The organism is Achromobacter sp. 46006, from assembly GCF_059761975.1.
Genome location: NZ_JCBANN010000004.1, coordinates 31,992 through 49,188, shown reverse-complemented (window position 1 = coordinate 49,188; position 17,197 = coordinate 31,992). Strand labels below are relative to the sequence as shown.

The following is a 17,197-nucleotide window of genomic DNA, read 5'->3' as shown; positions in this document are numbered from 1 at the left end:
CTCTGGGGCCGGGTCGCGGCCCGAATGATGATTCGCGGGCGCGCCGCCGAGACCGGCAGCGCGCCGACGCGCTTACTTGCTGGCGGTCACGCCCAGCGTCTTGCCGATCGTGGCGTTGAAGTCCTTCACGCACTGTGCCGAGCAGCGCGCGGCCCACTTGGGCAGCACGGCTTCCTGCGTCACCTTCTTGAGCAGGTCGCGGTCGGCCTGCGAAGGCTGCACCAGCACCATCTTGCCCTTGACCGGGAACGGGCATGCCGCCGCGCCGGTGTTGCAGTCATAGCCTTCCTGGGTCTGGCGCGCCGCGGCGTCCCAGATGTTGTCCACCAGGGTCTTGATGTTGGCCTGCAGGAAGGTGCGCACGCTGGGGTCGAGCTTGTCCCAGGCTTTCTGGTTGACGGCGTGGATCTGCTGGTTCCAGTTGATCGGCAGCGCCACCAGGTGGGTGGACACTTCGTACCACTTGGCGGAGTAGCCCGACAGCGAACCGGTAATGGCGCAATCGACCACCTTGTTCTGCAGCGCCGGCACCACTTCGCCGAACGCCATGGTGACGCTGGAGCCGCCCAGCGCCTCGACGAACTCGGCGGTGGTGCGGCTGCTGGTGCGGACCTTCTTGCCCTTGATGTCCGCCAGGCCCTTGATATCGGCGTTGCAGAACAGCACCTGCGCCGGATAGGTGGAGATCCCCAGCAGCTTGACGTTGTTGCCTTCGCCGTAGAGGCGGGCGTAGACCGGTTCGAAAGCGTTGGTCACTTCGCGCGCCGTCTTCACGTCCGGCGCCAGGCCGGCCAGGTCGATGGCTTCGTTGATCGGGTTGTCGCTGGCGAAGTACGACAGGGTGGCGGTGCCGAACTCGACCACGCCGGTCGACATCAGGCGCAGCAGCTCGGGCCCCTTCAGGCCCATTTCGTTGAAACCCTTGATGTCCGCAGTGACCTGTCCCTTGGACAGTTCCGGGATGGTCTTGGTCCAGAACGGCTTTTCGTAGTCGTTGTAGGCGGTCAGGTTGGACAGGCCGCCGACCACCTTGAGGTGGGTCTTGGGCAGGTCCTGGGCCTGCGCGGCACCGGCCAACAGGCTGGCGGCAACGGCGGCGAGAGCGAGCGACTTCTTCATGGTCAAAACTCCAGGCTGGCGGGATGGTCTGGCACGCGCGGGTCCCCGTTACCCCTTGAGCGCGTGGGTAGAAATCGAAACGTCAGAGGAGCGTAAATTTCCCCCGGGGCCTGTGGAACCAGGCGATCTTCTTGATGTGCCGCCATTGCAGCCCCAGGGCCGCCCAGCGTCCAATCGTATGTTGCGATGTGGGGGTATAAATTTTTCTTGGGTCTGGCCGCTCAGCGCCGCCCCCCTGTGCCGCAGAAGCAGCAACCATGCGGGCTGGCGCGGTGCCGCCAAGTCTGGCGGGGGTTCCCGGCGGCCCCGCCGCCGGACCGCCCGCCGCCGCCTTGCTCGGGAAAACACCTAGACGCCGGCCGCGCCGCTGGACCGGTCCGCGGCCGCCAAAAACGCCTAGGACGGCACGCCATCGCTGGCCTGCTCCGCGACTTTCTGCGCCATCTGCGCGATCAGCCGCGCGGCATGGCTGTCGGGACCCTGCACCCAGGTGGCCGTGAAACTCAGTTCGGGCAGCGGATCGGCATCGACCCGCAGGATGCGCAGTTCGCCGCGCGCCAGCTCCTTGCCCAGGAACACCGGCGCGATCACGCTGGTGCCGATGCAGTCCTGCGTCATCCGCACCACCATCGACATCGAGGCGCTGCCATACATGCGCGGCGATACCACCCCGGCCCGCGTCAGCATGTCGCGCACCACGCGGTAGGGCGCGCTGTTGGACGGATAGGTGACGATCGGCAGCCGGCCGATGCGTTCCAGCGTCAGCGGCTCGGGCCCCAGTTCCAGCAAGGGACTGGCGACCCAGGCCAGCGGATAGGTGCACAGCGGCAGGTTCTCGACCCGCGCCTCGAGCACCGGCCCCATCAGGAAAGCCAGGTCGATCTGCCGCGACATCAGGTGCGAGCGCAGCACGTGGGTGGTGTCCACCTCGATCTCCAGCACCAGCGCCGGATACGAGGCGTGCACCAGTTCGATCAGCGCCGGCAGCCAGGTCTGCACGATGGTCTCGGCCACGCCGATGCGCACGGTGCCGGTCATGACGTTCTGTTCGCGCGCCGCTTCGAACATGTCGCGCCGCACCTGCAGCATGCGCTCGGCATGCGACAGCAATTCATGGCCCTTGGCGGTGAGCTTGACGCCCCGGGCATCGCGCTCGAACAGCCGCACGCCCAGGTCGGCCTCGAGCGAGGCGATGCGCTGCGACACCGCCGGCTGCGTGGTGTTCAGTTTGTCGGACGCCGCGCGGAAGCTGCCCAGCGTGGCGACCCAGAAAAATGTTTCTATGTTGCGTAGTTCGATCATGAACCTTTCCCCCTGGCGCGATGAGCGTATCATGTCAGCCGCTCCGGGGCCCGCCCGGAATCCATCCCGCACAAGGAGCCTGTCCATGCCCCCGGCCGATACCGGTCGCCCGCGCCCCGGCGCGTCCGCCGCCAGAGGCCCGCTCGTCGGGATCCTGCTGCTGGTGCTGTCGATGTGGACGCTGTCGTGCCTGGATGCCAGTGGCAAGTGGGTCATGAATGCGGGGGTGCCGCTGCTGGTGCTGTCGTGGTTCCGCTACGCGGTGCACCTGGCGCTGGTGCTGGCGCTGGTGCTGCCCACCCGCGGAACCGGCATCCTGCGCAGCAGGAAGCCGCGCGAACAGCTCCTGCGCGGCGGCTCGATGTTCCTGGCCACGCTGATGTTCTTCACCACGCTCAGCTATATCCCCCAGGCCGAGGCCACTGCCATCAACTTCCTGGCGCCGTTGCTGGTGCTGTCGCTGGCGCCGTGGATCCTCAAGGAACCGGCCCGCATGTCGCGGTTCGTCGCGGCCGGCATCGCCTTCATTGGTGTCATCATCGTCATCCGCCCGGGAGGCGGACTGCACCCGGTTGGCACCGTGTTCGGCCTGCTGACCGCCTGTTGCTTCGCGGCCCAGTTCATCGCCACCCGCCGGGTGGCCGGCGACGACCCGTTCACTTCGCTGATCTGGAGCGGCGCGGTGGGCACCGGCTGCCTGACGCTCGCCCTGCCCTTCATCCTGCCGCCGGCGCTGCCGGTGTTGCGGTCGTTGACGCCGCTGGACTGGACCCTGCTGATTTCCACCGGCCTCACCGGCGGCCTGGGTCACCTGTTCCAGATTGCCGCCTACCGACGCGCGCCGGCCTCGACACTGGCGCCGTTCATCTATCTGCAGATCATCAGCGCCACCACGGTCGGCTGGCTGGTCTGGGACCACTTCCCCGATCCCCTGACCTGGCTCGGCATCGCCATCATCTGCGCCAGCGGCATCGGCATCGGCCTGGTGGAATGGCGCCGCGGCCGTGCCCTGGCGGCCGCAAGCGCGGCGGCCGACGCACGCTAGCCGACGCGTAGCGGCGCGCCGCGGCGCGGGACCGCATCCGCGCGCCCGCCTCCCGTACAATGCCGGGCGCCGCCCGCCCGCGCGGGCGGCCTCCCGCCATTCCCGGAACGAGGGCTCCATGATCATCAAACCCCGCGTGCGCGGCTTCATCTGCGTGACCACCCATCCCGTCGGCTGCGACGCCAACGTCAAGCAGCAGATCGACTACGTCCGCGCCCAGGGCCCGATCGCGGGGGGGCCGAAACGCGTGCTGGTGATCGGTGCGTCCACCGGTTATGGGCTGGCAGCGCGCATCAGCGCCGCCTTCGGCTGCGGCGCCCAGACCCTGGGCATCTTCTTCGAACGGCCCGGCGACGCCGCCAAGGCCGGCACGCCGGGCTGGTACAACAGTGCCGCTTTCGACAAGTACGCCAGCGCCGAGGGCCTGTACGCCGGAAGCATCAACGGCGACGCCTTCTCCGACGCCATCAAGGCCCAGGCCATCGCCGCCATCCGTCAGGACCTGGGCCAGGTCGACCAGGTGATCTACAGCCTGGCCGCCCCGCGCCGCACCCATCCGGTCAGCGGCACGGTGTTCAACTCGACCCTCAAGCCGGTCGGCCAGGCGGTCACGCTGCGCGGCCTGGACACCGACAAGGAAGTCATCAAGGAATCGGTACTGGAACCGGCCACCCAGGAAGAGATCGACGCCACCGTCGCCGTCATGGGCGGCGAGGACTGGCAGATGTGGATCGACGCCCTGCTCGAGGCCGGCGTGCTGGCCGAGGGCGCCACCACCACCGCCTTCACTTACCTGGGCGAGAAGATCACCCACGACATCTACTGGAACGGCTCGATCGGCGCCGCCAAGAAGGACCTGGACCAGAAGGTGCTGGACATCCGCGCCAAGCTGGCCGCGCGCGGCGGCGACGCCCGCGTCTCGGTGCTGAAGGCGGTCGTGACGCAGGCCAGCTCGGCCATTCCGATGATGCCGCTGTACCTGTCGCTGCTGTTCAAGGTCATGAAGGAAAAAGGCACGCACGAGGGCTGTATCGAGCAGGTCTACGGCCTGTACCGCGACAGCCTGTGCGGCCCGTCACCGATCCTGGACACCGAGGGCCGATTGCGCGCGGACTACCTGGAACTGGACCCGGCCGTGCAGGCGCAGGTGCAGGCGCTGTGGCACCAGGTGACCGAGTCCAATCTGTATGAACTGACCGACTTCGCCGGCTACAAGCGCGATTTCCTGCGCCTGTTCGGATTCGAGATCGACGGGATCGACTACAACGCCGATGTCGACCCGGATGTGAAGATCCCCGGACTGATCACCGACTGAAGGCGGGCCCGAGGCGCACGGCTACGCCGCCATGCGCCCCGCCGCCAAGACCACCTGCCGGCCGCAGCGCGCCGCCAATTGGGGATCGTGCGTCACCAGCACCAGCGTGGTGCCGTGCTCGCGGTGCAGGTCGAACATCAGGTCGATAACGGTGACGCCGGTGGCGGCGTCCAGGCTGCCCGTGGGTTCATCGGCGAACAGCAGGTCAGGCTGCACCACGAAGGCGCGCGCCAGCGATACGCGCTGCTGCTCGCCGCCGGACAGGGTACGCGGGTAATGATGCAGCCGCGCACCCAGGCCGACGCGTTCGAGCATGGCCTGGGCCGCCTCGCGCGCCGGCTGGCCGGCCAGCTCCAGCGGCAGCATGACGTTTTCCAGCGCCGTCAGGTTCGGCAGCAACTGAAACGACTGGAACACGAACCCCACGTGATTGGCCCGCAGGCGCGCGCGGCCGTCCTCGTCCAGCGCGAACAGGTCCTGCCCGGCCAGGCGCACGCTGCCGGCGCTGGGAACATCCAGCCCCGCCAGCAGTCCCAACAAAGTGGACTTGCCCGAGCCGGAACTGCCGGTGATGGCCACGGCGCTGCCCGCCGCCACCGTAAAATCGATGTCTTCCAGGATAGACAGCGTCCCGCCGGCATCGGCCACCCGCTTGCCCAGCCCTTTCACCTCGATCGAATTCTTGCTATCCATGCGCCTGATTCCCCTGATCCGCCGTTCACTGCTGATATCCACACTGGCCACGGCCACCCTGATGGCGCCCGCCCACGCTCAGACCGCCCCGGCAGCCCAGGGTTCCGCGCAACGCACCGTGCTGGTGGTGGGCGACAGCCTGGCCGCCGAGTACGGCATCAAGCGCGGCACCGGCTGGGTGCCGCTGCTGTCGGCGCGGCTTTCCGAACAATACCCGAAGTACAAGGTGGTCAACGCCAGCATCAGCGGCGACACCACCAGCGGCGGCGTCGCCCGTCTGCCGGCGCTGCTGCGCCGGCATGAACCGGCGGTGGTGGTGCTGGAGCTGGGGTCGAACGACGCCCTGCGCGGGCTGCCGCTGAACATGACGGAGCAGAACCTGCGCGCCATGGCGCAGGCGGCGCGCAAAGCCGAGGCCGAGGTGGTCATCGTCGGCATGCAGATCCCGCCCAACTACGGCCGCGACTACACCCAGCGCTTCGCCCAGGTGTTTCCCACCGTCGCCAAAGAAGAAAACGCCCGGCTCGTGCCCTTCCTGATGGAAGGGATCGCAACGAACCGGGCGATGTTCCAGGCCGACGGCATCCATCCCAACGAGGATGCCCAGGCCCAACTGCTGGACAATGTGTGGCCGGCGCTGCGGCCACTGCTGCGCTGACGCGCGGACCTGAGCGGCCCGCGCCGCGCCAAATGGCAGGTCAGCCTGCCGCCTGCTGGGCGGCGTCGCCGCGGATGACCTCGGCGGCCCCAGGCAGCACCTGAACCTTGTATTCCTCGCGCAGCATGCGCACCAGCGCGTCGTTCTCGGCCTGCCCCCAGGCGCCGGCCAGTTGTTGCGCCAGGCGTTCCTTGTCGGCGGCCTCGACCTTGCCGGCCTCGACCTTCTCCAGGCGCACCAGCGTGTAATCGGCGCCCGATTGCACCCCGGCGTAGGCCGGCAGCTTGCCGGCCGGCAGGCGCATCACGGCGTCCAGCACCTGGCGCGGCAGATTCTTGGGATCCTGGCGCGACACCACCAGCGCATCGCCGAAACCTTCCGGCACCGCGGCCGGATTGGCCTGATCGGCCGCCAGCGCGGCTTCGCCGGCCTTCTTGGCGGCCTCGGCCGAACGTTCGTCCAACAACTTGGCGCGGATCGAATCGCTGACCTTGTCCAGCGCCGGCACGTGGGCCGGCTCGACCGCGGCCACGCGCACCGCCAGCATGGTGTCGGGCGACAGCTCGATCACGCCGGAATTCTGCTTTTCGCGCAGCACGTCGGGCGAAAACAGCACCTGGCGCACGCGGGGATTGTCCAGCAGTGCGGCATCGGGGCTGCTGGAGGCGGCACCCGGACCGACTTCGTCGGCCGGCAACAGGCCTTCGCGCGTCACGCCCGCCGCGGTGCGCAGCTTCAGGCCCACCGCATCTGCGGCCGGCTGCAGGCTGTCACGCTGGTCGTAGACCTGCTTGTTCAACTGGCTGGCCATCTCCGAGAAACGGACCGCGGCCAGTTGCTTGCGGACTTCGGCGGTGATCTGTTGCTTGACCTCGGCCAGCGGCTTGATCGCGGCCGGCTGGATCTCGGTGACCTTGATCACGTGGAAACCCGACGGGCTTTCGATCACGCCCGACACCTGGTCCTTGGATTGGCTGAAGATGGCCTTTTCCAGCGGGCCGGACAGCATGCCCGGCGCCAGCCAGCCGAGGTCGCCGCCATTGGCGGCCGAACCGGCGTCCTGCGAGTTCTTGCGCGCCAGCTCGGCGAACTGCGCCGGATTGGCGGCGGCCTGTTTGGCCAGGTCTTCCGCCTTGGCGCGCGCGGCCTTGCGCACGTCTTCCGAGGCGCCTGCGGGCACCTCGATCAGGATGTGGCTGGCGCGGCGGCGCTCGGGCTGGCCGAAGCGGTTCTTGTTCTGCTGGTAGTAGGCGGCCAGGTCTTCGTCCTTGACCTGCACCCCTTCGGTGGCGGCGGCCTCGTTCAGCACCAGGTACTGCACCTGGACCTGCTCGGGAATCTGCAATTGCTGCTTGTTGGCATCGTACCAGGCCTGGATGTCGGCCGGCGTGACGGTCACTTGCGAACGGAAATCGGCGGCCGCGAAACGGCGCAGTTGCACCGTGCGCTGCTGCGTCAGAGCGGTTTCCAGCCAGGCCACCACTTCAGCCGGAGCGCGGGCCGACTGGCCAACCGGCTCGAGCACACGGGCCACGGCCAGGTCACGGCGCAGGCCGGCCTCGAACGAGGTCGGCGACATGCCCTGGGCCGCCAGCACCTGGCGATAGCGCTCGGGCGAGAAGCGGCCGTTGTCCTGCACTTCCGGGATGGCGGCGATGGTGTTGCGCAGCGTGGCGTCGGACACCGAGAAACGGTTGTCCACCGCCACGTTGGCCAGCAGGCGCTGGTTGATCAGTTGGTTCAGCAGCGCTTCGCGCAATTGCGGCGTATCGATCACGGCCGGGTCGAACTGCGCGCCCAGGCGCTGGCGGTATTGCTCCAACTGGTTGCGGTGCGCCTGGTCGAACTCCGCACGGGAAATCGGCTGGCCGGCGACCGTCGCCAGTTCCGGCTCCTTGCGCATGAAGCTCTCATAGCCCTGGATCCCGACGAGGAAGAAGGACGGCACAATCAGAAGCAGCAGGATCAGCTGCATCCAGCGCCGGTGGCTGCGAATAAATTCGAACATGGAATCCCTGTTGCCGCACTCGGACGGAGCATTCCGCCCGGGGCGCACGAAAACGCATAAAAAAAGGCGAATCTCATTCGCCCTATTCCCATACCGGTCAAACCGGGTCAGCGGGCGGATTTTAGCATTTCTCATTCGTCCCGCAGCGTCTGCTTACAAGGGCGGCCACGCCCCAAGGGGCCGGGGCCGGCCGCCCCATACAAGCGCGCCCCGGTCAATCCGGGAAACCCTTGTTTTCGCCTTCCGTCCCCGCTTGTATCGTGAAAGCCGCAGCGGCGCCGCGGCGCCGGCTCCCTTCCCTTCCTTGCAAAGGTGACTTTCGATGCCGTTTCCGCTCTCGCGTCCGCTCGTTCTGCGTGCCACGCTGGCCCTTGCCTTCCTGGGCGGCGCCCACGCCGCCACCCAGGCCGCTCCGGTCGCCGCCGTGCAGCAAGCCGCCCAGGCCCAGAAACAGGCCATGCTCGACACCATGCGCGATCTGGTCAACATCGAATCGGGCAGCAAAGACGTGGAAGGCGTGGAACGCATCGCCGCGCTCATCGGAGAGCGCCTCGGGGCCCTGGGAGGCAAGGTCGAGATCCTCCAGGCCACCGACATCTTCCGGCTGGACGACACGCCCGAGCGCGTCGGCCCCATGGTGCACGCCGAATTCAAGGGCAGCGGCCAGAAGAAGATCATGCTGATCGCGCACATGGACACCGTCTACCGCAATGGCATGCTCAAGGACCAGCCCTTCCGCATCGATGGCGAGCGCGCCTATGGCCTGGGCATCGCCGACGACAAGCATGGCGTGGCCACCATCCTGCATACCCTGGCCCTGCTGCAGAAGCTGGACTTCAAGGATTACGGCACCCTGACCGTGCTGATCAACGGCGACGAGGAAATCAGTTCCCCCGGCGCGCGCGCCACCCTCACCCGCCTGGGCGCCGACCAGGACGCCGTGTTCTCCTTCGAAGGCGGCGGCGCCCAGGCCCGCCTGACCCTGGCCACCAGCGGCATCGGCGCCGCCTACCTGACCGTGCAGGGCAAGACCTCGCACGCCGGCGCCCGCCCCGAGGGCGGCGTCAACGCCCTCACGGAACTATCGCACCAGATCCTGCAACTCAAGGACCTGTCCAAGCCCGAGGCCGGCCTGAAACTGAACTGGACCGTGGCCCAGGCCGGCACCAACCGCAACGTCATCCCCGGCCAGGCCACCGCCCAGGCCGACGCCCGCGCCCTCAAGGTGTCAGACTTCGACGCCCTCGAACGCACTCTGCAGGAACGCATCCAGAACAAACTGCTGCCCGAGGCCAAGGTCAGCCTCAAATTCGAAGTGCGCCGCCCGCCGCTGGAAGCCACCCCCGCCTCGCGCGCCCTCGCCAACCACGGCGTTGCGATCTACCAAGAACTGGGCCTGCCCATGAAAGTCATCGACCGCCCCAGCGGCGGCGGCACCGACGCCGCCTTCGCCGCCCTCAAGGCCCGCGGCCCCGTCATCGAAGGCATGGGCCTGAGCGGCTTCGGCGCCCACTCCAACGACGCCGAATACATCCAGATCCCCTCCATCGTCCCCCGCCTCTACCTGGCCACCCGCATGATCATGGACGTCTCCCAGGACAAGGCCCCGATGAAATAAACGCCAGGCGCCTGCGGCGGCCCCCGCCCTCCCAACCCGCGGGCGCCGGACAGACGGCCCCAGCAAGCAGTCCCTCCGCCAGCAACTCCCCACATCCCCCAGGAGGATGCGCCCACCGCAAGCACCCCCAAGTATGTCCGGCCAGGCCGCGCAGGGCGGCCTGGCCGGACGGGCGCCAGCAAATCTTTCAGCCCCCCAACCCTTCCCACAAAGCCCAAGCACACCGCCCGCCCCAGCGACGCCCCGAACTTTCCCCACCGCGAGCGGCTGCGGGGCCGTGGCGCGGGGCCGGGGCGTGTAGAGGCGCGCGCGACGGAATCCGAAGGAGCCGCAGGCGACGAGGATGAGGATGCGCTGTCCGGCGCGCAGGCGCCGGACAAGCCTCGTAGCCCGGGCCCCGCGCCACGGCCCCGCAGCCGCGCCAAAAGAACCGAACCCGCGACACAGGCGCGAAGCAAGCCCCCCGCACGACAGGAAAGGAACCCCCAGAACAGAGTATCCTTCCACCCTGTCCCAAAGAACCCCAAAAGCATCAACAGAAATGTCCGCACCCCTCCCCACCTGGCCCTATTCCCGCCACATCGCCCACCGCGGCGGCGGCCGCCTGGCCCCGGAGAACACCCTCGCCGCCATGCGCGTCGGCGCCGAACACGGCTTCACCATGTTCGAATACGACGTCAAGCTCAGCCGCGACAACGTCCTCGTCCTGATGCATGACGACGACGTCGACCGCACCTCCAACGGCCACGGCCCCGCCGCCGCCAAGACCTTCAGCGAACTGGCGCAACTGGACTTCGGCAGCTGGCACTCCGCCGCCTACGCTGGCGAACCCCTGCCCACCTTCGCCGCCGTGGCCCGCTACACCGTCGCCAACGGCATCGCCAGCAACGTCGAGATCAAGCCCTGCCCCGGCCGCGAGGCCGAGACCGGCGCCGCCGTCGCCCTGGCCGCCCGTGAACTCTGGAAAGGCGCCGCCGTGGCCCCGCTGCTGTCCTCCTTCGCCGAGGAAGCCCTGCAGGCCGCCAAGGACGCCGCGCCCGAACTGCCGCGCGCCCTGCTGGTCGACAAGGTGCCCGCCGACTGGCTCGACCGCCTGGTCAAATACGACTGCGTCGCCCTGAACATCAACCAGAAAGACGCCACGCGCGAACTGATCGACGCCGTGCACGCCGCCGGCTACCGCATTGCCGCCTGGACCGTCAACGACCCAGAGCGCGCCCGCCTGCTGCTGGACTGGGGCATCGACGGCATTTTCACCGACGAACTGGCCGCCATCCGGCCGGCCGCCTGAGGCCCCCGCCCGTGTTCAGCTATCGCCACGCCTTCCACGCCGGCAACCACGCCGACGTGCTCAAGCACGCCATCCTGGTCCACACCCTGGACTACTTCAACCGCAAGGACGCGCCCTACTGGGTCATCGACACCCACGCCGGCGCCGGCCTCTACAGCCTGGACAGCGACTGGGCCGCCAAGACCTCGGAATTCGCCGACGGCATCGGCCGCCTGTGGGAACGCGACGACCTGCCGCCCCTGCTGGCCGACTACGTCGCCCGCATCCGCGCCTTCAACACCAACGGCCGCCTCAAGCGCTACCCCGGCTCGCCCTGGCTGACGCTGGACGCGCTGCGCCCGTCCGACCGCCTGCGCCTGTTCGAAATGCACCCGACCGAAATCGACACCCTGGTCGGCAACCTCGAACACATGGACCGCACCGCGCAGCGCCAGACCACCATCTACGGCGACGACGGCTTCGAGGGCGTCAAGGCCCTGCTGCCGCCGCCGACGCGCCGCGGCATGGTGCTGATCGACCCGTCCTACGAGGACAAGAACGACTACCGCCGCACGCTGATCACCGTCAAGGAATGCGTCAAGCGCTTCGCCACCGGCACCATCGCCGTCTGGTACCCGCTGGTGCAGCGGCGCGAGGCCAGCGAAATGGCGCGCCACTTCGAGAACCTCAAGGTCAAGAGCTGGCTGCACGCCACCCTCACGGTCAAGAAGGCCACCATCGACGGCTACGGCCTGCACGGCAGCGGCATGTTCCTGATCAACCCGCCCTGGACGCTGCACGACGCTCTCAAGCAGGCCATGCCCTACCTGGCGCGTGAACTGGGCCAGGACGAGCGCGCCGGCTTCACGCTGCAGTTCCGCGAAAATCCGTTCCCCGCCCCCAAGAAGCAGTCGGACGACTGATTCCCGGCCGCGAAGATAAAAGGGCTGCCCCGTGTGGGGCAGCCCTTTTGCATGGCGACGGCGTTCAGGCCGCGGCGTCTTCCGCCTCCACCTGGCGCAGCGCCTCCTGCGCCCGCGCCAGCTTGGCGGCCGCGTCGCGCAGCGCGGTGCGCAGGCCTTCCTCGATGACCGGATGGTAGAACGGCATTTCCAGCATGCGCGCCACGGTCAGCTCCTGCTGCACGGCCCAGGCCAGCAGGTGGCCGATGTGCTCGGCGCTGGGGCCGACCATTTCCGCGCCCAGGAAGCGGCCGGTGGCGATATCGGCATACACGTGCAGCAGGCCGCGGTTCTTCAGCATCACCCGCGAACGGCCCTGGTCGCCGAAATCGACCTCGCCCGTCACGAAGGTGCCCGGCGTCAGGCGGGCGTGGCCCTGCCCGGCCAGCGCGATCTGCGGATCCGAGAACACCACCGCCAGCGGCGCGCGGCGCAGGCCCTGGCGCACCTCAGGGTAGCGCGCCGCGTTCTCGCCGGCGATGCGGCCTTCGTCGGCCGCCTCGTGCAGCAAGGGCGCGTCGGCGTTGGCGTCGCCGGCGATGAAGATCGCCGAATCGCCCGCCTGCATGGTGTCGCGGTCGAACAATGGTACGCCCTGCGCGTTCAGTTGCAGAGAGGTGTTCTCCAGGCCCAGGCCGTCCACGTTGGGGCGGCGGCCGGTGGCCACGAGCGCGTAGTCGAAGCGCTCGGTGCGCTCGCTGTTGTCCAGCGCCACGTAGCGCACCTCGACCTCGTCGCCCACTCGCTGGGTTTCCAGCACGCGCGCATCCGGGTCCAGGTAGAACTCCTGCTGGAAGATCTTGCGGGCGCTGTGGCGCACCTGCGGATCGCTGATGCCGCCCAGGCTGCCGCTGACGCCGAACACGCGCACCTCGACGCCCAGCCGCGCCAGCGCCTGGCCCAGTTCCAGCCCGATCACGCCGGGGCCGAACACCGCCACACGGCGCGGCAGGTCATCCCAGGCGAACACATCGTCGTTGAGCACCAGGCGGTCGCCCAGCCCCCGGAACGGCGGCGGCACCGACGGCCGCGAGCCGGTCGCGATCACCACGCGGGAGGCGTGGATCTCCGTGTGGTCATCAACCCGCAGCAGCGTGTCCGATTCAAAGCGGGCATAGCCGCGGATCTTGTCTTCCGCCGGGATGTTCTCCACGCCGTCGAGCACGAAGCCGACGAAACGGTCGCGCTCGCGCTTGACGCGGTCCATCACCTCTTCGCCGTTGACCGTGACCTCGCCTTCGACGTGTACGCCGAACGGCTCCGTATGCGCCGCCTGGTGGGCCGCTTCGGCGGCGGCGATCAGCAGCTTGGACGGCATGCAACCGACGCGGGCGCAGGTGGTGCCATAGGGACCGCCTTCGATCAGCAGCGCGCGCTTGCCCGCGGCCTTGGCGGCGCGGTAAGCGGCCAGGCCGGCGGTGCCAGCGCCGATGACGGCGATATCGGTGTGCAGAGTCTTCATGAGTGGGGTCCCCCGGTGTAGCGTGGAGCAAACATTGTCAAAGGCGGATTCCGCCTTGTTGCGCACCCTCCGGACGAAGCCCGTCCCGCGGCGCCCGTCGGGGCCGCGCGAAGATGCGGAAAAAGGGAAACCGGCGCGCCGGGCCGCTCCTTGCGGCAGCGGCCGCGGCGAGGGAAAGGGACCGTGTCCCCCTCCCAGCCAGCATCAGGCGAAGTGCGCCTTCAGGTCGTCCAGGCCGCCGATCAGCGAACCGTTGATGAACACCTGCGGAGCGGTGCCCTTGCCCGACACGGCGCCAATCACGCGGCCGCGCACTTTGTTCTCCAGCGGGATCTCGATCGGGGCATAGCCCTTGTCTTCGAGCAGCGCCTTGGCTTCCACGCAGAACGGGCAGCCGGGCTTGGAGAACACCACCACCTGGTCGGGCTTCTTGGCCGTCGGGGCGACGTGGGCCAGCATGGTGTCGGCGTCCGACACTTCAAACGGGTCGCCTTCCTTCTCGGGCTCGATGAACATCTTCTGCACCACGCCGTCCTTGACGAGCATGGAATAGCGCCAGCTGCGCTTGCCGAAGCCCAGGTCGCTCTTGTCGACCAGCATGCCCATGCCTTCGGTGAATTCACCGTTGCCGTCGGGCAGCAGCGTGATGTTGGACGACTCCTGGTCCTTGGCCCATTCGTTCATGACGAAGGTGTCGTTGACCGACACGCAGACGATGCTGTCGACGCCGGCGGCGGCGAAGGCCGGAGCCAGTTCGTTGTAGCGCGGCAGGTGGGTCGACGAGCAGGTCGGCGTGAAAGCGCCGGGAAGCGAAAAGACCACGACCGTCTTGTTCTTGAACAGGTCGTCGGTCGTGACCTTTTTCCAGGTGTTGCCCTCGCGGACGGGGAACGTTACGTTGGGAACACGTTGGCCTTCACGGTTTTGCAGCATGCAATCTCTCCTTGGGGTAGCGGGGTCTTGTTCAACCACCATGGAAAGAATCATAAACGGCAGCTATCAATTATTCAAATTTAATTAAATTAATTCATTGATAGTTTTAATCAATACTAGAAAAGCCACCGCCAGACTTTTTCTATCGTACGCCCGGCGGCGGCCCTTCGTCATACGCGTTGCGGCTCGTAGCCGGCGTCGCGGATCGCGGCCTCGACCTTGTCGGCCTGGTCGGTACCCGTGACGGTGACGCGATGCGCAGGCAGGTCCACCGCCACGCTGGCGCCCGGCGCCGCCGCGGTCACCGCGCCGGCAATGGTCTTGACGCAGTGGCCGCAGGTCATGTCGGGAACTTGGAATTCGATGCTCATGGTGTGCTCCGTGTGAATCAGGGGTGGGCGCACCGCCTTCGGTGCGAACTGGATATCAGCTTAGACCTTCCTATCGTGGGAAGGTCAAGCGTAGAATAATCCTTGACCTTCCCACAATGGGAAGGATGAAACTGAGGTCTTCATCCCTCAACCGAGACTGCCATGAGTGTTGCCAACCCTTCCGCCGAGCTTGAACTTGCCATCGAAGGCATGACCTGCGCGTCCTGCGTGAAGCGCGTGGAAAAGGCCCTGACCCGGGTGCCAGGGGTGGCCCAGGCCCAGGTCAACCTCGCCACCGAGCGCGCCCTGGTGGCCTACGACCCGGCCGCCGCCCAACCCGACGCGCTGGTCGAGGCCGTCGTCAAGATGGGTTACGAGGCGCGTCCGATCGCCGCCCAGGACGACCACGCCGAACGCCAGTCCGAAGCGCGCGACGCCGAGGCGCGGCGACTGCAGCACGCCTTCATCGCCGCCCTGGCGCTGACGCTGCCGGTGTTCGCGCTGGAAATGGGCTCGCACCTGATCCCCGCCATGCATCATTGGGTCATGGCGACGCTTGGCCAGCAGAATAGCTGGCTGCTGCAATTCGTACTGACCACCGCGGTGCTGGCGTGGCCCGGCCGCCAATTCTTCAGCAAGGGGCTGGTCGCCCTGTGGCGCCGCGCGCCGGAAATGAACTCGCTGGTCGCGCTGGGCGCCGGCGCCGCGTGGAGCTATTCCGTCGTGGCGACCTTTGCGCCCGGCTGGCTGCCCGAAGCGGCCCGCAACGTCTATTACGAAGCGGCGGCGGTGATCGTCACGCTGATCCTGCTGGGCCGCACGCTGGAAGCGCGCGCCAAGGGCAAGACCGGCGCGGCCATCAAGCGCCTGATCGGCTTGCAGCCGCGCACCGCGCGCGTGCTGCGCGGCGGCCAGCCGCAGGACATCGCCATCGAACAGGTGCGCAAGGGCGACATCGTGATGGTGCGTCCCGGCGAGAAGATTCCCCTGGATGGCGAGATCATCGAAGGCAACTCTTACGTCGACGAGTCGATGCTGACCGGCGAACCGGTGCCGGTCGAAAAGCACCCTGGCATGCAGGCCACGGGCGGCACGCTCAACACCTCGGGCAGCTTCACGCTGCGCGTCACCCACACCGGCGCCGACACCATGCTGGCCCGCATCATCCGCATGGTCGAGGCCGCCCAGGGCGCGCGCCTGCCGATCCAGGCGCTGGTGGACCAGGTCACCGCGTGGTTCGTGCCCGCCGTCATGGGCATGGCGCTGCTGACCTTCCTGGCGTGGTTCTTCCTCGGCCCGACACCGGCGCTGTCGCATGCGCTGGTCAACGCGGTGGCGGTGCTGATCATCGCCTGCCCGTGCGCCATGGGCCTGGCCACGCCGACCTCGATCATGGTCGGCACCGGCCGTGCCGCCGACATGGGCGTGCTGTTCCGCCAGGGCGACGCATTGCAGACGCTGCGCGAGGTACAGGTGGTGGCCTTCGACAAGACCGGCACGCTGACGTTGGGCAGGCCGACGCTGACCGACCTGGAGGCGGCCGCCGGCTACCGCGACGAAGACGTGCTGCAACAGGTCGCCTCGGTGCAAGCGCGCTCCGAGCACCCGATCGCGTTGGCCATCGTGGCAGCGGCCAACGATCGCGAGATCGCGCTGCTGCCGGTCGAAGGCTTTGCCGCCATCACCGGCGCCGGGGTCGAGGCCAGCGTGGCCGGCAAGCGCTTGCTGGCCGGCGCCGACCGCCTGATGGCCGAGCGCGGCGTCGACATCAGCGTCTTCGGCCAGCGCGCCGAACAATGGGGCAACGAGGGCAAGACGCCAATCTATGTCGCCATCGACGGCCAGGCCGCCGCCATGATCGCCGTGACCGACCCGATCAAGCCGTCGGCCATGGAAGCGATCGCGGCGCTGCACGCACAGGGCCTGAAGACCGCAATGATCACCGGCGACAACCGACATACGGCGCGGGCCGTGGCACGGCAACTGGGCATCGACGAAGTGCGCGCCGAAGTCCTGCCCGACGGCAAGGTCGAGGCCATCGGCGCGCTGCGCGCCAGCGGCCGCAAGCTGGCCTTCGTCGGCGACGGCATCAACGACGCGCCGGCGCTTGCCGCGGCCGACACCGGCATTGCCATCGGCACCGGCACCGACGTCGCCATCGAGGCCGCCTCGGTGGTGCTGATGGCCGACGATCTGCAGGGCGTGCCCAACGCCATCGCGCTCAGCCGCGCCACGCTGGCCAACATCCGCCAGAACCTGTTCTGGGCCTTCGCCTACAACGCCGCGCTGATTCCGCTGGCGGCGGGCGCACTGTACCCCGCGTACGGCCTGTCGCTGTCGCCGATCTTCGCGGCCGGCGCCATGGCGTTGTCCAGCGTCTTCGTGCTGGGCAACGCGCTGCGCCTGAAGACCTTCCGCCCGCCGCGCGCCGCGCGCTGAGC

Annotated in this window: 14 protein-coding genes; 7 read left to right on the top strand and 7 right to left on the bottom strand. The window is 68.1% G+C overall.

Annotation, left to right across the window (positions count from 1 at the left end):
- Positions 1-72 precede the first annotated feature (72 nt).
- Positions 73-1,119, bottom strand: a complete 1,047-nt coding sequence (locus AC6LKG_RS03480) for a TRAP transporter substrate-binding protein (RefSeq protein ID WP_498162744.1) — start codon at positions 1,117-1,119, stop codon at positions 73-75.
- A gap of 396 nt (positions 1,120-1,515) precedes the next feature.
- A complete protein-coding gene (locus AC6LKG_RS03475; protein WP_498162742.1) occupies positions 1,516-2,421 on the bottom strand; it encodes a LysR family transcriptional regulator in 906 nt (301 codons plus the stop codon).
- An 85-nt stretch (positions 2,422-2,506) separates the two neighbouring features.
- Here AC6LKG_RS03475 and AC6LKG_RS03470 point away from each other — a divergent pair, with 85 nt between their 5' ends.
- The gene (locus AC6LKG_RS03470) at positions 2,507-3,466 is read left to right on the top strand and encodes a DMT family transporter (RefSeq protein WP_498162740.1); all 960 of its coding nucleotides are present in this window, start codon (positions 2,507-2,509) and stop codon (positions 3,464-3,466) included.
- 118 nt (positions 3,467-3,584) lie between these two features.
- Positions 3,585-4,781, top strand: coding sequence for an enoyl-ACP reductase FabV (gene fabV, locus AC6LKG_RS03465; protein ID WP_498162738.1), 1,197 nt, complete (start codon positions 3,585-3,587; stop codon positions 4,779-4,781).
- A gap of 21 nt (positions 4,782-4,802) precedes the next feature.
- Here fabV and AC6LKG_RS03460 read toward each other — a convergent pair whose 3' ends face one another.
- Positions 4,803-5,474: an ABC transporter ATP-binding protein gene (locus AC6LKG_RS03460; protein ID WP_049073475.1), complete on the bottom strand. Its 672-nt coding sequence runs from the start codon at positions 5,472-5,474 to the stop codon at positions 4,803-4,805.
- On the opposite strand from AC6LKG_RS03460, the gene AC6LKG_RS03455 reads away from it, so the two are divergent.
- Positions 5,473-6,132 carry an arylesterase gene (locus AC6LKG_RS03455; protein WP_498162737.1) on the top strand — a complete coding sequence of 220 codons (660 nt, stop codon included), beginning with the start codon at positions 5,473-5,475 and terminating at the stop codon, positions 6,130-6,132. The two genes, AC6LKG_RS03460 and AC6LKG_RS03455, sit on opposite strands and share 2 nt — an antisense overlap.
- A gap of 40 nt (positions 6,133-6,172) precedes the next feature.
- On the opposite strand, the gene AC6LKG_RS03450 is transcribed toward AC6LKG_RS03455, so the two are convergent.
- Positions 6,173-8,140, bottom strand: coding sequence for a SurA N-terminal domain-containing protein (locus AC6LKG_RS03450; protein WP_498162736.1), 1,968 nt, complete (start codon positions 8,138-8,140; stop codon positions 6,173-6,175).
- A gap of 322 nt (positions 8,141-8,462) precedes the next feature.
- Here AC6LKG_RS03450 and AC6LKG_RS03445 point away from each other — a divergent pair, with 322 nt between their 5' ends.
- The 3 genes from AC6LKG_RS03445 (at position 8,463) to AC6LKG_RS03435 (ending at position 11,951) form a co-directional block, all read left to right on the top strand.
- Positions 8,463-9,758 (top strand): M20/M25/M40 family metallo-hydrolase, encoded by a 1,296-nt coding sequence (locus AC6LKG_RS03445; RefSeq protein WP_498162735.1) that lies wholly within the window; start codon positions 8,463-8,465, stop codon positions 9,756-9,758.
- A 541-nt stretch (positions 9,759-10,299) separates the two neighbouring features.
- Positions 10,300-11,049, top strand: a complete 750-nt coding sequence (ugpQ, locus tag AC6LKG_RS03440) for a glycerophosphodiester phosphodiesterase (RefSeq protein WP_498162734.1) — start codon at positions 10,300-10,302, stop codon at positions 11,047-11,049.
- An 11-nt stretch (positions 11,050-11,060) separates the two neighbouring features.
- The gene (locus AC6LKG_RS03435; RefSeq protein WP_336727698.1) at positions 11,061-11,951 is read left to right on the top strand and encodes a 23S rRNA (adenine(2030)-N(6))-methyltransferase RlmJ; all 891 of its coding nucleotides are present in this window, start codon (positions 11,061-11,063) and stop codon (positions 11,949-11,951) included.
- 64 nt (positions 11,952-12,015) lie between these two features.
- On the opposite strand, the gene AC6LKG_RS03430 is transcribed toward AC6LKG_RS03435, so the two are convergent.
- The 3 genes from AC6LKG_RS03430 to AC6LKG_RS03420 form a co-directional block, all read right to left on the bottom strand.
- A complete protein-coding gene (locus AC6LKG_RS03430) occupies positions 12,016-13,452 on the bottom strand; it encodes a dihydrolipoyl dehydrogenase (protein ID WP_498162732.1) in 1,437 nt (478 codons plus the stop codon).
- 204 nt (positions 13,453-13,656) lie between these two features.
- Entirely contained in the window at positions 13,657-14,385 is a 729-nt protein-coding gene (locus tag AC6LKG_RS03425; protein WP_049073470.1) for a glutathione peroxidase, read from the bottom strand.
- 170 nt (positions 14,386-14,555) lie between these two features.
- Positions 14,556-14,756, bottom strand: a complete 201-nt coding sequence (locus AC6LKG_RS03420) for a heavy-metal-associated domain-containing protein (protein WP_498162731.1) — start codon at positions 14,754-14,756, stop codon at positions 14,556-14,558.
- Between the two features lie 162 nt (positions 14,757-14,918).
- On the opposite strand from AC6LKG_RS03420, the gene AC6LKG_RS03415 reads away from it, so the two are divergent.
- Positions 14,919-17,195: a heavy metal translocating P-type ATPase gene (locus tag AC6LKG_RS03415; protein ID WP_498162729.1), complete on the top strand. Its 2,277-nt coding sequence runs from the start codon at positions 14,919-14,921 to the stop codon at positions 17,193-17,195.
- The last annotated feature ends 2 nt before the right edge of the window (positions 17,196-17,197 follow it).

What these genes read in the sequence shown, in the direction of transcription:
- AC6LKG_RS03480 (WP_498162744.1), bottom strand. Translation starts at nt 1,119, where the DNA reads ATGAAGAAGTCGCTCGCTCTCGCCGCCGTTGCCGCCAGCCTGTTGGCC.
- AC6LKG_RS03475 (WP_498162742.1), bottom strand. Translation starts at nt 2,421, where the DNA reads ATGATCGAACTACGCAACATAGAAACATTTTTCTGGGTCGCCACGCTG.
- AC6LKG_RS03470 (WP_498162740.1), top strand. Translation starts at nt 2,507, where the DNA reads ATGCCCCCGGCCGATACCGGTCGCCCGCGCCCCGGCGCGTCCGCCGCC.
- fabV (WP_498162738.1), top strand. Translation starts at nt 3,585, where the DNA reads ATGATCATCAAACCCCGCGTGCGCGGCTTCATCTGCGTGACCACCCAT.
- AC6LKG_RS03455 (WP_498162737.1), top strand. Translation starts at nt 5,473, where the DNA reads ATGCGCCTGATTCCCCTGATCCGCCGTTCACTGCTGATATCCACACTG.
- AC6LKG_RS03460 (WP_049073475.1), bottom strand. Translation starts at nt 5,474, where the DNA reads ATGGATAGCAAGAATTCGATCGAGGTGAAAGGGCTGGGCAAGCGGGTG.
- AC6LKG_RS03450 (WP_498162736.1), bottom strand. Translation starts at nt 8,140, where the DNA reads ATGTTCGAATTTATTCGCAGCCACCGGCGCTGGATGCAGCTGATCCTG.
- AC6LKG_RS03445 (WP_498162735.1), top strand. Translation starts at nt 8,463, where the DNA reads ATGCCGTTTCCGCTCTCGCGTCCGCTCGTTCTGCGTGCCACGCTGGCC.
- ugpQ (WP_498162734.1), top strand. Translation starts at nt 10,300, where the DNA reads ATGTCCGCACCCCTCCCCACCTGGCCCTATTCCCGCCACATCGCCCAC.
- AC6LKG_RS03430 (WP_498162732.1), bottom strand. Translation starts at nt 13,452, where the DNA reads ATGAAGACTCTGCACACCGATATCGCCGTCATCGGCGCTGGCACCGCC.
- AC6LKG_RS03425 (WP_049073470.1), bottom strand. Translation starts at nt 14,385, where the DNA reads ATGCTGCAAAACCGTGAAGGCCAACGTGTTCCCAACGTAACGTTCCCC.
- AC6LKG_RS03420 (WP_498162731.1), bottom strand. Translation starts at nt 14,756, where the DNA reads ATGAGCATCGAATTCCAAGTTCCCGACATGACCTGCGGCCACTGCGTC.
- AC6LKG_RS03415 (WP_498162729.1), top strand. Translation starts at nt 14,919, where the DNA reads ATGAGTGTTGCCAACCCTTCCGCCGAGCTTGAACTTGCCATCGAAGGC.